The sequence below is a fragment of the Moorena sp. SIO4A1 genome (assembly GCF_010672065.1).
Lineage (GTDB): Bacteria > Cyanobacteriota > Cyanobacteriia > Cyanobacteriales > Coleofasciculaceae > Moorena.
The window spans coordinates 254084-267711 of the sequence record NZ_JAAHHX010000009.1 but is presented as its reverse complement, the minus strand read 5'-3'; the positions used below and the strand labels follow the sequence as shown (position 1 = coordinate 267711).

General features: G+C 40.7%; 13 protein-coding genes, 1 tRNA gene and 1 pseudogene. 6 read left to right on the top strand and 9 right to left on the bottom strand.

The window, feature by feature from the left end:
* Positions 1-1349 (bottom strand): transposase (locus F6K53_RS10550; protein ID WP_293071298.1); only part of this gene is annotated, 1349 nt, incomplete at its 3' end.
* A 265-nt stretch (positions 1350-1614) separates the two neighbouring features.
* Between F6K53_RS10550 and F6K53_RS45800 the strand changes: the two genes are divergently transcribed.
* Both F6K53_RS45800 and F6K53_RS10545 read left to right on the top strand, forming a co-directional pair.
* A complete protein-coding gene (locus F6K53_RS45800; RefSeq protein ID WP_293022106.1) occupies positions 1615-1713 on the top strand; it encodes a DUF427 domain-containing protein in 99 nt (32 codons plus the stop codon).
* Between the two features lie 96 nt (positions 1714-1809).
* Positions 1810-1891: transfer RNA gene (locus F6K53_RS10545), tRNA-Leu, on the top strand.
* A gap of 88 nt (positions 1892-1979) precedes the next feature.
* Here F6K53_RS10545 and F6K53_RS10540 read toward each other — a convergent pair.
* Entirely contained in the window at positions 1980-2984 is a 1005-nt protein-coding gene (locus tag F6K53_RS10540) for a zinc-dependent alcohol dehydrogenase family protein (RefSeq protein WP_293071299.1), read from the bottom strand.
* 115 nt (positions 2985-3099) lie between these two features.
* A complete protein-coding gene (locus tag F6K53_RS10535) occupies positions 3100-3999 on the bottom strand; it encodes an Npun_R2479 family HD domain-containing metalloprotein (protein WP_293071306.1) in 900 nt (299 codons plus the stop codon).
* A gap of 962 nt (positions 4000-4961) precedes the next feature.
* Between F6K53_RS10535 and F6K53_RS10530 the strand changes: the two genes are divergently transcribed.
* From F6K53_RS10530 to F6K53_RS10520, 3 genes are all read left to right on the top strand, one after another.
* Entirely contained in the window at positions 4962-6326 is a 1365-nt protein-coding gene (locus F6K53_RS10530; RefSeq protein WP_293080614.1) for an AAA-like domain-containing protein, read from the top strand.
* Positions 6327-6543: 217 nt separating this feature from the next.
* On the top strand, positions 6544-6678 hold the full coding sequence (locus F6K53_RS10525) for a hypothetical protein (RefSeq protein WP_293045102.1): 135 nt from the start codon (positions 6544-6546) through the stop codon (positions 6676-6678).
* Between the two features lie 61 nt (positions 6679-6739).
* Complete coding sequence (locus F6K53_RS10520; RefSeq protein WP_293045100.1) at positions 6740-9742, top strand: AAA-like domain-containing protein; 3003 nt, start codon at positions 6740-6742, stop codon at positions 9740-9742.
* A 235-nt stretch (positions 9743-9977) separates the two neighbouring features.
* On the opposite strand, the gene F6K53_RS10515 is transcribed toward F6K53_RS10520, so the two are convergent.
* A complete protein-coding gene (locus F6K53_RS10515) occupies positions 9978-10307 on the bottom strand; it encodes a hypothetical protein (protein ID WP_293071300.1) in 330 nt (109 codons plus the stop codon).
* 743 nt (positions 10308-11050) lie between these two features.
* Positions 11051-11359: a hypothetical protein gene (locus F6K53_RS10510; RefSeq protein ID WP_293022050.1), complete on the bottom strand. Its 309-nt coding sequence runs from the start codon at positions 11357-11359 to the stop codon at positions 11051-11053.
* A 296-nt stretch (positions 11360-11655) separates the two neighbouring features.
* Between F6K53_RS10510 and F6K53_RS10505 the strand changes: the two are divergent.
* Positions 11656-11880, top strand: a pseudogene (locus F6K53_RS10505) (transposase); the annotation flags it as partial.
* A 362-nt stretch (positions 11881-12242) separates the two neighbouring features.
* On the opposite strand, the gene F6K53_RS10500 reads toward F6K53_RS10505, so the two are convergent.
* From F6K53_RS10500 to F6K53_RS45785, 4 genes are all read right to left on the bottom strand, one after another.
* Positions 12243-12551, bottom strand: a complete 309-nt coding sequence (locus F6K53_RS10500; protein WP_293071301.1) for a hypothetical protein — start codon at positions 12549-12551, stop codon at positions 12243-12245.
* A 278-nt stretch (positions 12552-12829) separates the two neighbouring features.
* On the bottom strand, positions 12830-13051 hold the full coding sequence (locus tag F6K53_RS45795) for a hypothetical protein (RefSeq protein WP_364304025.1): 222 nt from the start codon (positions 13049-13051) through the stop codon (positions 12830-12832).
* Complete coding sequence (locus tag F6K53_RS45790; RefSeq protein ID WP_364304027.1) at positions 13052-13297, bottom strand: class I SAM-dependent methyltransferase; 246 nt, start codon at positions 13295-13297, stop codon at positions 13052-13054.
* A 3-nt stretch (positions 13298-13300) separates the two neighbouring features.
* Positions 13301-13594 carry a hypothetical protein gene (locus F6K53_RS45785; RefSeq protein ID WP_364304029.1) on the bottom strand — a complete coding sequence of 98 codons (294 nt, stop codon included), beginning with the start codon at positions 13592-13594 and terminating at the stop codon, positions 13301-13303.
* Positions 13595-13628 lie beyond the last annotated feature (34 nt).

Sequence of the window (13628 nt, the reverse complement as noted above, 5' to 3'; positions counted from 1 at the left end):
TGGGGTGGACTTTCACCACCATCCATCAGGTAGTTAGAGTTCGGGGTTTTCCCCGCGAATCCCCTAGTCATACCCTGCCTGGGATAGGCAGCTCCTACTAGGAACAAGCCGCACAACACGACCCCATCAAATCCGGTAAAATTGTCCCCAGTCCTTTTCCCCAACAGGGTTCCATTCCTAGAGTCAATTTGCGACGTGTAACTAGGTTGAACTTCTGTGACAACCGAGCCAGTCCAATCAGCCCATTTCTGCAAAGAATCCCGCATAACTCCTTTCATCCAACTATTGAGTTTGCGGGACACGGCCTTAGACTGACGCTTATTTCGGTACGGTTGTGTTAAATCTTCCGCAAAAACCTTTAAAGATTCCCCATTAAAAAGAGACTTAGAGGCTGCTCCTATTATCGCCGTCAGTTCTGATTGATTTTTTCTGTAGCGGCGATTTTCGGTTTTTCTGGTCAGATTATTTTCTAATATTCGAGCTGATTTGGCCGGGTCGATTTTTTCTAGTTTTCTATGAAGTGCCCAAAGCTTCCCTCTGTTTCGGTTTTTTGCACATATTCGTTTCTGTTTCTGGGTGGTTACTTCCCCTAGTTCTTTTCCGTGAGCTTGCCCCTCTGAGTCATAGAAAGCCTCAGTGTAACCCTTGTCTACTCCTAGACTCCGACGTTCAGATGGAATTTCTACAGTTCCATGATCTACTATAAAGTGAATCTCAAATCTTGGCAAAAGTTGGTTATATATCAGTCTGATCTGGCCTTTTATTTTACGATTAGACCTAACAACTATCCTGTTCCTTTTCCCTCTAGTGAGTCCAGCTATTTCTAACTGGTAAGTATTACGGGAAAGCTTTTTACACTTATAACCTACTTGTTGATAAACTATCTGGTTTTTACCCCAAGAATGTCCCCGCTGAAACTCCTTCCTAACAAGTCTGTGGAGAAGTGGCGTGTCCAGAAAGGCTAAAGTCTTAAGTTGTTTGCAAAGTTCCTTCCGTTCGTTCTGGTTATCTTTTCCAGGAAACCTTTTGTAAACCTTTTTAATTACCGCTTCGGTGCAAGCTGCCTGCTGAGCCGTAATGGCTTTGGCTACATCGCTTACAGTCCATTCCATCAATTTGGAAGGTAGTCCCAAGGATTCAGGAGTCCTAAAACTCCTAACTTTTGGGTAAGCTTTTTTCCAATCAAGTTCCCAATGACTTATGCTGCCTAGCTTGTTGTAGGATTCAGACCTGACAATGCCCAATTTCTTCATCGTGGACAACAACTCAAGTTCAACCGACTCAGTCATCCCTACTACAGGGACAATCTGGGTTGATATTTTCTTGGTCATTCCTACTTTTTTGGGCATCGTCAAACCTGAGTCAATTACTTCAATGATACTCTAGCGCTAGTTAAATGTCAATGTCCATTTTATAGGATTAAATACCGATTTATACCTATTTTTAGGGGTTTAATTGCGAGGCAACTATTCCTGACTGGATTCTAGCCTTCAATTGCGATTATCATCTATGGCAGGTAAGCCTATGGGCTACAGATGGTGCTACAGATGGTGCTATCAGCGTGTCGCGTATCAGCCTATGGGCTACAGATGGTGCTACAGATGGTGCTTTTGAATAAGCTATGCAGCCTGGTATTACCCGAGCACCAAGGAGAAGGCGAAACCCATTGAAGGGTATATTGCTTTCCGGGGCGGGGTGAGAGTTGAGGTGTAGGTGATAAAGGGACTTTTTAAGGGGGATTTGGGAAAATTTTCCCCAGCAGTTGCAATAAAAGCTATAATATATGCTATGATATAAATCGCACAGTACGCGGACGTGGCGGAATTGGTAGACGCGCTAGATTTAGGTTCTAGTGTCGCAAGACGTGAAGGTTCAAGTCCTTTCGTCCGCATATAAAGGCTATTAAGGGTTCTAGGCATCTAGAAAGCTAGAACCCTCAGCCAATTCTTAGGGATTAGTTGTATTAGTGACTATTGTCTTTAGCGGATAATTAGTGCCACCTTACCTGTCATGGAACCAGCTTCGATAGCGTTGTGAGCAGCAGCAGCTTCTTTGAGGGGAAACCGTTGGCTGAGGTGAATTTTCAGTTTACCTTCATCAATCCAATTAGCACACTGCTGGAGAATCTCGGTTTGGTGCTGTTGAGCTGTAGTGAGTCCTTTCAAGGCTGGGGTGAGCATGAGTTCTAGACTGATGCGCAAATTATGCGATCGCGCTGTCTTCAAATTACCTTCGGCTGGGTCTGGTTGGAGGATAGTCACAATATCGCCATATACCCGCACTGCTTCACAGGTGTCATAAAAGGTTTTACCGCCTACAGTATCGAACGCCAAATCTACTCCCTCTCCCCCAGTCCAATCCAAGGCAGCTTTCACAAAGCTAGTTTGTTTGTAAAGGATAGGATAGTCAGCACCTAACTGACGCACTAATCTAGCTTTTTCTTGAGAACCGACAGTAGTACAAACCTCAGCACCTTTGAGCTTAGCTAGCTGAATAGCAACGTGACCGACACCACCAGCACCTGCCTGAATCAGCACCTTTTGTCCTGCTTCCAACCGTCCTCGGTCATACAATGATTCCCAGGCAGTGATCAGTACTAGAGGAGCAGCAGCCGCTTCAGGGAAGGAGAGGGATTTAGGCTTGTGGGCAACTAAGGACTGATCAACAACGGCTAGTTCGGCATAGTTACCCGTACCAGATAATCCTAATCCCCCAGCACAGAAATATACCTCATCACCCACCTGGAATTTCTGGACACCAGCACCAACAGCTTCTACCACACCAGCACCATCGCAGCCTAGGATAGCTGGCATTTGGTCATGGTAAAAGGTGCCTCTACGCCGCAGTTTGGTGTCAATGGGATTAACACCAGCAGCGTGAAGACGCACCAGGATTTCTGTGTCGTTTTTAATTTTGGGAGCTGGTACATCCTGAAGTTGTAGCACTTCAGGTGTACCAGGAGCAGTCATTAAAATGGCTTTCATTGGTCATTTGTTAATTGTTAATTGTTAATTGTCAATGATCAATGGTCAATTTTCAATTAACTTTAGACAAAACCGCCATTGATGATTTGCCTTGATGATTTGCCTTTTACAGTGATCATGCTGTACATAATTGTGCTGTAGTTTGACTATAGCGACAGGGATGGCTGAAGATTGCTTTAGGCTGGGATTGGTGTTCTACTCGAAAGACATTGGCATAGAGATTAGCCAGGATTTGTTTACCAGAAAGGCTTCGGTCTAGGTAGGGCAATGCGGGTTTGATATAAGGATAGACAACATTCCAGTAAAAGTTTGGGTAGTTCCGGCGCAAATCACCGGGATTACGATAGCCTAAAATCTGATTTTTCCCGATTTCTTCAAACTCGTAGAACAAGGCACTAATTTTTTGTAAGTAGCGGGGATCAGCCAGCTGACCAATCAAATCTGCTGCTCTGACTAAACCAGGATAGTTAACCGTGTCTTGATGATCCTGATCATCAGGTACTGGGAAACGGGTTAATTCAATATTGTGCTTAATCTGCTTAGTATCAATCAGCAGGTGATTACCAAAGTGTTCATCAATAAACTGCTTACCCCGGTCTACATGGTAGGGAGTAAGGCTGGCATCAGTGGCACCTGTAGGGAGAGTAATCATAAAATTGTCTATTCCTGTGGCATACAATCCTTGGTCTGGTTGGTCTTGGCGACAGATGCCTTTGATATAGCCAATGTCATGGCACAACAAGGAGATAATCACGTGCAACCAGTCTTCACAGGAGACGCTCCCTTCGCAGATGTGCTTACCCCACAAGATTTCCTGTCCAACTACGGTGACTAGGACGGTGTGTTCAATGTTGTGATAAAGAGCGTCACTATTAGCAATATTTTCCAGAGCCATGTGGGTAGCCCAAGTAATCAGCTCACAGTAGTCTGATTTAAGGCTGCCGTAAGTGCTGTGGAAACCTGTCTCTAGATTTTTAACACAGGTATCAATGATTATCTCGGTAGGATTAAACATCATAGTAGACATATCAGCAACTCCTGATTTAGATTTCAGCTCATCCCCACGGTCACATCCGGGGGATTTCAGGTTAGGGGTTAGGGGTTAGTAGTTAGTTAATTGGTCTGGTATTGCTTAATTATGCAATGATTTTAATAGTTTTTTTGAATGGGCATCTTGGTGGAACCGGCATCTTTTAGGTGCGCTTGACCCATTAAGAATTAAATTCGCCACGGGTCGCACCTGTGGAACGGATATCTTGCCGTGGAACGGGCATCTTGCCCGTTTCATTTCGCAGGCAGGATGCCCACCCCACTGATATTAATTCCGCCCTTCAGCAATGCCATTGGTCTGACTAACTACTAACGACGTTTTGTTTTGCAGCTCTCAATCCCTATATATAGATCAACGCTAGATCAAAGTCCTCAGCATTCGCCCTGAGGCACTTAGCTTTGTTAGGTTCGGCACAAGGGGCGAGGTATTAACCTTAGGTTTGTCAAGTTTTCACCCACTTCGGATCAGGTATCTACCAAGCTGATAGCTGATAGCTAAAAGTTGATCGCTTTATCAACACAACCCATCAAGCTCCCAATTTTGGGTAATACAAGTGCAACAGGGAGTGATATGATATTACCAGTACTCAGTGCCATCAGACGCAGGGTTTTAGCTTGAGGGAAAAGGCAAAAGAGTACTGAGACATCTATAACATCGTATAGGTTTGATTGCCATTAATCAAACTTTATACTGCGTTGAAGACATCAGGGTAATTTGTGGAAAAAGGCTCACAAGCCACGTCTAATCCATAATTTGTGTAAAAATCTTCACAAACCCATGGCTAGCTCAGCTTTTCGATAAGCTAGTTAGGATTGGTTTAAAATTAGCATAAATACTATCTTTTTTTGGTGCATCTTGATAACCACCTAAACGCTATGTCTAGGGGAAAAAACCGATTATTCAAAATCTCTATCGGCAAGACTGAGATGTTCTTAGAAAAATTGAATCAACTAGATTTGACTGTAGCATTTGATCAGCTAACACCTCGTAAACGAGAGGTCTTGAAGAAAATGTTAGCGGGCCAAAGCGATCAAGCGATCGCTAAGTCGCTACACATCACAGAAGCTACTGTCAGAAAACATGTGCAGCAGCTGTGCGAGAAATTTGAGCTGAGGAATGCACCAGGTGAACACTACTCACTCCGAAATCAGTTAATTGACCTATTTAGTCAATATCAGCCTAAGTTAGTCAATCCAGAGTTATTAAGTAAATATAAATCTTTCATCGTCCCACCGATGCCAGAGTCAGAAGGGCAACAAAAGCCAGTTCCTCTCTATGCTGACTTTTATGTCAAGCGCATTCCTTATGAAGATCAGTTGTTAGAGGCAATTGTCAAGCCTGGTGCTCTAATTCGGATCAAAGCACCCCAGCAGATGGGTAAAACCTCCCTGATTGAACGAGTTCTGGCTGAGCTCAGGCAGCAAGGTTATCAAGCTGTGACCTTAAGCTTTGAGTTAGCCGATAGTACCGTCTATAGGGACCTCGGCAAATTCTCACGGTGGTTCTGTGCCAGAGTTGGTCAGACTCTAGGGCTGTCAAATAAGTTGGATGAGTATTGGGATGATATTTTTGGATGTAATAGTAACACCACAGATTATTTTCAAGAGTATTTATTAGCAAAAACTGAAAGGCGGATCGTACTGGTTATAGATAAAGTTGATCGGGTGTTTGAACACCCCGTTATTGCTGATGATTTTTGTCGCCTTCTCCGTGGTTGGTATGACATCGCTAGGCGGGGCGATCGCAGTAGCGCTATCTGGAAAAAACTCCGGTTGGTGATAGTACATTCTACAGAAATTTATGGCTCCTTGGATATCAATCACTCACCACTGGCTAATGTCGGATTGGAAATTGAGTTGCCAGAGTTTAGCACAGAGCAAGTACAGGAGTTAGTCAGACGTTATGGACTGAATGGGAATCCCAGACAAGTCGAGGAACTGATGGCGATGGTGGGAGGACATCCTTATCTGTTGCGGAAAGGTTTAGCTTATATTAAATATCATCAGATTACCCTAGCGCAACTGTTAGAGGTGGCACCCACAGAAGCCGGACCATTCAGTGACCATCTGCGACGCCACCTAGGAAATCTCAAACAGTCTCCAGAATTGGAAACTGCGTTGGAGAAAGTGGTTCAAGCACACAGCTGGGTAACTATCCCATCGGAGCAAGCCTTTAAGTTATATAGCATGGGGTTAGTAAAGTTGCAAGGGAATAGCGTCATGCCTCGCTGTGATTTATATCATAAGTATTTTTGCGATCGCCTTTGGCAGCGGCTTGAGCCTGAGTGCTGAGTGGGTCAGTTCAGAATCCATACTTCATATAACCTTAAACCTTAAACTTACAGGAATTGGGACGCCATGGGCGAACAACCTTCAACCTACCCGAAGGGAACGCCTAGGGCCAACAACCTTGGCCAAAAGGCCACGCGTGCGCGTTCAACCTTAAATTTTAAACCTTAAACCTTAAGCCTTAAACCTACCCGACAACGGACGCCAAAGGCGAACAACCTTGGCCAAAAGGCCACGCGTGCGCGTTCAACCTTGGCCAAAAGGCCACGCGTGCGCGTTCAACCTTAAACAGTTAACCTTCAACCTTAAACAGTTAACCTTGGCCAAAAGGCCACGCGTGCGCGTTCAACCTTAAACCGTCAACCTTAAACCTTGGCCAAAAGGCCACCCTACGCGAACAACAGTTAACAAATAAAATGACCTACGAATATATATACTCAGGGACTTTACCAGCCGATGCTCTTACCTATGTTAAGCGACAAGCAGATAATGATTTATATGAAGGATTGAAGGCTGGAAAGTTTTGTTATGTATTGAACTCAAGACAGACTGGAAAATCTAGCTTACGAGTGCAAGTAATGCGCCGACTTGAAGCGGATGGGGTTGCCTGTGCAGTAATTGATTTATCCATGGATGGTACTCAGCATGTCACTCTCGATCAATGGTATGCCAATATTGTCCGCTCTCTGGCTAGAGACTTCGAGCTAGATATTAATTTACGCACTTGGTGGCGCGAGCGAGAAATGATATTTGCGGTGCGGCGATTGAGAGAATTTCTTGAAGAGGTTTTGCTCCAGCAAGTTACTCAAAATATTGTAATTTTTATTGATGAAATTGATAGCGTTCTTAGCCTCGATTTCCCCACTGATGATTTTTTCGCCTTTATTCGCGCCTGCTATAATCAACGTGTGGATAAGTCAGACTACCAACGCCTTACCTTTGTGCTACTTGGAGTAGCAACACCATCAGATTTAATTCAAGATAAAAAACGCACACCCTTTAATATTGGTCAGGCGATTCAGCTATATGGTTTTCAGTTGCACGAAGCACAGGCATTAGCCCAGGGATTACAAGGAAAAATTAGTAATCCCCAGGATGTCCTGAAACAGGTATTGTACTGGAGTGGAGGTCAACCTTTCTTGACCCAAAAGCTTTGTAAACTCTTGTTGGATTCTGTATCTAGTATCCCCACAGGTGGTGAGTCAGAGTGGGTTGACCAATTAGTGCGATCGCAAGTGATTGATGATTGGAAATCTCATGATAATCCGGAGCATCTGAAAACTATTCGCGATCGTCTTCTTAAGAATGAGCAACGGGCTGGGCGATTACTGGGATTGTATCAGCAAATTCTGCAACAGGGAGAAATAGCGTCTGATGACAGCTCTGAACAAATAGAATTGCGGCTATCGGGATTAGTGGTTGAGCAGCAAGAAAAATTAAGGATTTATAACCGTATTTATCAAGCTGTTTTTAACCAAAATTGGGTAGATAAAGAATTAGCCAATTTACGACCATATAGTAAGGAAATTACTGCTTGGTTAGACTCCGATGGTCAGGATACATCCCGACTCCTGGGGGGACAACAGTTACAGGATGCATTAAGATGGGCGCTTGGGAAAAGCTTAAGCCATCAAGATTATCAGTTTTTGACCACTAGCCAAGAATGGGAAAAGCGAGAATTTAAAAAGGCGTTAGAAGAAATTCAACGGTATTCAGAAGCCAGACGACAAGGGAAACTTAATCCAGCCCTAGCGGCTACGACTAAGGAAACTATCTATGAGTCTCTTCAACACCTGACCCCAGAAAGTTTTAAACATATTGTTTCCAACCTTGAATTAGACTTACGAGTTTTTAATCAAACCTTATCCATGATGGATACTCTGATCGACAGAGAAGGGTTTGATTCCATTTTCAATGAAATGTTACGGTCTATCACCTTCAAAACTGGAGAGATACTCCAGGCGGATCGCACGACTATTTTTTTATTAGATGAAGCCAAAAATGAACTATGGTCAATTGTGGCAAAGGGAGAAGGAGGAGACTCAGAAGAGATTCGGGTGCCTGCGGATAAAGGGATTGCTGGTTATGTTGCTCAAACTAAGAAAACTGTCAATATTCCTTACGATTTATATGACGATACCCGTTCTAATACTGCTAAGCAATGGGATACCAAAACTGGATACCGTACTTATACCATGCTGGCTTTACCCTTACTGGATGAACACGGAGATTTAGTGGCTGTTGTCCAATTACTCAATAAGTTAAAACAACCGCCGGTTTTAGACGCGCCCTTAGCTGATAAAATTAATACAAAAGGCTTTACCCCAGAGGATGAAGAACTTTTTGCGCAATTCGCCCGCTCCATTCAAATGATTCTTAAATCCTCTCGCTTATTTTATAAAGCAGCTCAGAAACAACGAATAGCTTCAGCATTGATAAATGCGACACAATCTCTGGGTCAAAGTAGCTTGGATCTAGAAGAAACGTTGAATAAAGTGATGAATCAGGCTCAAGAGCTAATGTCTGCTGATCGCAGCACAGTCTGGATGTTAGATGAGGAAAAGGATGAATTATGGACAAAAATAACGGTTGCTGATGGCACATTAAAAGAAATTCGGATTCCCAAAGGAGCTGGCTTTGCTGGTCAAGTTGTTACTACTAAACAGCCACTGATAATTCCGTTTGATCTCTATGACCATCCCAATTCAGAAACTGCCAAACAAACTGATAGTCAAACCGGTTATCGCACCTGTAGTTTGTTAGGGATGCCTGTGTTTAATGCCGATAATGAATTAATTGCTGTTACCCAATTAGTCAATAAAAAGAAGCAGGGCAATTTTCCCCCATACAATCCCGCCGATTGGCCTAACCCTCCCGATTGCTGGAAGGCAAGTTTTGATCGTAGGGATCAAGACTTGATGGAAGCATTTAATATTCAAGCGGGTGTAGCGCTCCAAAATGCCAAGCTGTTTAGTAAAGTCAAGCAACAACAGTTAGAGCAGCGAGATTTAGTCTTTAATGTATCTAGTGGTGTAATTTTTACCAATAAAACCGGTCAGATTATCCTAGCCAATGATCATGCTAAGGATTTTATTGGTTTAAAAGATATTGAGGAGAAGTCTTTACGGGACTTGCTCCACATTAAAGAAGGTAATTTTGCCGAATGGTTCGATCTAGCATTAGTGGCCAATAATGAAGAAGAACGTCGGCAAGATTATTCAGCTCAAACCTTAGTATCCCATAATACTCAAGCAGAGCACAGTGTGAATCTATGTATTATCTCTTGTCCTGATGCTTCTGATGTTAATCAGATTTCTACTATCCTAGTAATTATTAATGATAGTGGCGATGAGAAACAAAAACAGGAGCAGCAAAAGCTAGTGCGTAGTGTGTCTATGGTCGGCAATCTTTATGGTTGAAATTATTTCATAATTAGAGATGATGTGGCTTCAATTAAGTGATAAATTTGGATTAGAACCCAGTTATTTAATTAAATTATTTAATTCAGGGTCATGTTTGGGGATAAAACTGTAGATGCAAAATCCCTGAATCAAAAATGTCTGTATTTCTTGATTAAACTCTTGATGAAACTGTAGATGCAAAATTCATGAAAATACAAATAATCACCAATTTATAATCAATACTATCCGAGGCTTAAGCCTTTTTACTCTGTTTTTTTATAAAGTCCTTGATACCTTCTAATGAAAAACATTCATGGACTTTTTTTTCGTCGTTATCAATAACTTTATACAGATATTGACCTGGGGGGCCAATACAACCATCATCTTTCACAATTAAGTCATTATAGCCAAGTTCTTTGAGTATGTCATAACAGATGTTATGCTCTTTAACATCAATTTTTTTAGTATCAACATAACACTGAAATTTTGGTTTTTCTTCAGCCTCGACTTGATCAGCTTTATGATAAACTTTTTCCTCTAGAGCTTTTACCCTTGATTTAATCTCGTTTAACTCTTCTTGCACTTACTTATTTCTCCGGAATTTAATTTCATTTATTTCATTCAATGTAAATAGAGTTTCAGTAAGTGCTTGTGATCTAAATCAACTTTTGTTCTGATCTTTATCACTGGAGTTTAGACTAATTCTCGTTTATCAGAAACTTGCCTCCCTTGAGTAGTCACATTGACTTACTCAACTGAAACCCTTGATAAATAGTCATTACAGCAATTTTTAATGCACTTGTCTTTAGGCAGTGCTATAACGGAATTGTGTGTACGCAAGACGAGTTGAAGAGTTTGGATAATGCAGCCCTAATCCAAACTCGGCAAAAAAGACAAATATAGCAATTTTCTATGCCATGAGGTACAAAGGGCTCCTCCGTTGGTCCCCCTTATCAAGGGGGACTTTGAGGTTGAAAAGTGTACCTCATAAATCCTATAAACGCTATAATCAAATCACCCAAGACTATCTCAAACGCTCTTTGGTGCTTGAGGCATGGGTTTCAATTCCTAATTACTTCAGGACTTACGCACAGACTCCATGGGTAGGGTGGACAAGGTTTTGCCCACCCTACAGGTAGATTTAAATTGAGGGATTTGCGTAAGTCCTATACTTTTTATGAAGTTTCGTTAAATCCCAAAATTTAGTCTAAAGTCCAGTGAATTAAAAATGTCCGTATTTCTTGATTAAAATCTTGATTTTACTGTAGATGCAAAACTCCTGAAAAGACAAATTATCACCAATTTCAAATCAAGATTATCAGAGGCTTAAGCGTTTTTAGGTTGTTTCTCTAAATAGTCTTTGACCCCTTTTAATGTATAAAATTCAGCGACTTTCTTTTCGTCGTTATCAAGAACTTTATACCGATATAGATTTGGGGCTCCAATACAACCATCATTTTCCACAATTAACTCCTTATAGCCAAGTTCTTTGACTTTGTCATAACAGCTGTTATGATCTTTAACATTAATGTTTTTCTGATCAACATTACACTTAAATTTTGGCTTTAGTCCAGCCTCGACTTTATCAGCTATCTGTTTTAGAGTCGATTTAATCTCGTTTAAGTCTTCTGGCACCTACTTATTTCTCCGGAATTTAATTTCATTTATTTCATTCAATGTAAATAGAGTTTCAGTAAGTGCCTGTGATCTGAATCAACTTATGGTCGGATTTTGATCACCGATATCCTATTCAAAAAAAAAACTTTTTACTCTCAATGTAAGCTATAATATTTTTCTTTGAATAGTGAATATAATCTCTTCAAAAAAGGCAAGAGGCAAGAGTTAATCAACTAGCGATGTATTACCACAGTTGACTGTCTACTGTCTACTGTCTACTGCCTGGGGGGGCGCTTGTCGCCCCCCCAGATGCCTGTGTTGTTATGGATAATGCCCAAATTAATGTGGGATAAATGGTAAGAGAAGTGATTGAAGAAGCTGGAGCTAAACTAGTTTATTTACCCCCCTACTCTCCGGAATTTTAACCGATAGAAAATTTTTGCTCAAAAGTTAAAAGTACTTTGAAAAAAATCGGAGCAAGAACCTATAAAGATTTAATTGATGGGATTACCTCCGCAATGCTGAAGGTGACTCAATAAAATATTCATAACTGGTTTACTCATTGTTGTTACTGTACCTCATGAGTCCTATAAACGCTATATTTAATTAAGGGTCATGTTTGGTGGTTAAACTGTAGATGCAAAACCCCGGAAAAATGATACTGCTGGCGAAACATTTCTTAACATCATGAAAGCATTGATATTCCGTGTAATGGTCGAAAAACATTTTATAGTTTTACAACTTAATCAACGGCAAAATCATTTTTTTGGATGTTAACTTATATTTCGCTAGCAGTATCTAAAATGTCTGTATTCCTTGATTAAACTCTTGATGAAACTGTATATACAAAAGTCCTGTAAATACAAATTACCACCAAGTTTTTATCAAGAAAGCCACAAACTTAAGCTTTTTTATTTTTTTTATCTAAATAGTCCTTAACCCCTTTTAATGTATAAAATTCAGCGACTTTCTTTTCGTCATTATCAAGAACTTTATAGCGATATAGATTTGGGGCTCCAATACAACCATCATTTTCCACAATTAACTCCTTATAGCCAAGTTCTTTGACTTTTTCATAACAGCTGTTATGATCTTTAACATTAATGTTGTTCTGATCAACATTACACTTAAATTTTGGCTTTAGTCCAGCCTCGACTTTATCAGCTATCTGTTTTAGAGTCGATTCAATATCGTTTAAGTCTTCTAGCACCTACTTATTCCTCTGGAATTAATTGGCTTCAGTGTAAATATAGTTTGAGTAATTGTCTGTGATCTAAATCAACTTCTGGTCTGATCTTGATCACTGACACCCTATTCAAAAAAAACTTGTTAGTTTAAATTTAATTTATATAACTTAAATTTAAGATTTGAACATAATTCCTTAAAAAAGAGCAAGAGGCAAGAGGTAAGAATTAATCAAGTAGAGATGCATCCCTACTGCCTACTCCCTACTCCCAGAATGAAAGTATCTCACCTAATTGAGAACTGCTATAATGAATTGTCACTAACTTGAAACACCATCAAATGTTGACTCGGTAAATCATTTTTGGTTTCTTGCCAAATTAAATTTACAGCTTCCATTTCTTTTTTAATTTGCTTTTGAGTCATTTTATGCAAGCCCTTAATAGGAATAAGTGGATTTTCCTTTCGATATTCTACTAGCACCACTCTCCCACTTGGTTTGAGAGCTTTAACAATTGATTCCATCATTTATTGGGGATATTCAAGCTCATGGTAAAGATCTACCATTAAGACTAAGTCAATACTATTTTCCGGAATTTTATAGTCAGTTAAACTTCCTAAGATTGTCTCGACGTTATTAACATTGTTATCTTCTGTTAAAAAGTCAATAACGTCGATCATTTCTGGCTGAATGTCTACTGCTAATACTTTTACTTCCGGTACCAACGGAGCGAATCGGAAGATAAAATAACCAGTGCCTTCCAATATCTGCAACAGTTATGTAGGTCTTAAATTAAGAGCATCAATAACTACAGAAGGTTCCTCTTGGGATTCCCTGCTAGGGCGTTCCAGCCACAACATTTCCTGATGTCCCATTACTTTAGCAATTTCTCGACCCATATAGAATTTGCCAATGCCATCTTTGCTATGGAAAGAGCGGATTTTATAGACTTCACTAGCATTGATGTTTGATTTTATTTCCCCAGTATAGGTATAATTCGTTAGCACTAAAAATGGGATGAGTAAGACAGCGATCGCAGCTGCCAACAGATATTTCCTGAAATTTGCCATAAAAAATCGAACCACTGAAACTCCCCGATATAAG

What these genes read in the sequence shown, in the direction of transcription:
- F6K53_RS45785 (WP_364304029.1), bottom strand. Translation starts at nt 13,594, where the DNA reads ATGGCAAATTTCAGGAAATATCTGTTGGCAGCTGCGATCGCTGTCTTA.
- F6K53_RS45795 (WP_364304025.1), bottom strand. Translation starts at nt 13,051, where the DNA reads ATGATGGAATCAATTGTTAAAGCTCTCAAACCAAGTGGGAGAGTGGTG.
- F6K53_RS10520 (WP_293045100.1), top strand. Translation starts at nt 6,740, where the DNA reads ATGACCTACGAATATATATACTCAGGGACTTTACCAGCCGATGCTCTT.
- F6K53_RS10535 (WP_293071306.1), bottom strand. Translation starts at nt 3,999, where the DNA reads ATGTTTAATCCTACCGAGATAATCATTGATACCTGTGTTAAAAATCTA.
- F6K53_RS10540 (WP_293071299.1), bottom strand. Translation starts at nt 2,984, where the DNA reads ATGAAAGCCATTTTAATGACTGCTCCTGGTACACCTGAAGTGCTACAA.
- F6K53_RS10530 (WP_293080614.1), top strand. Translation starts at nt 4,962, where the DNA reads ATGTTCTTAGAAAAATTGAATCAACTAGATTTGACTGTAGCATTTGAT.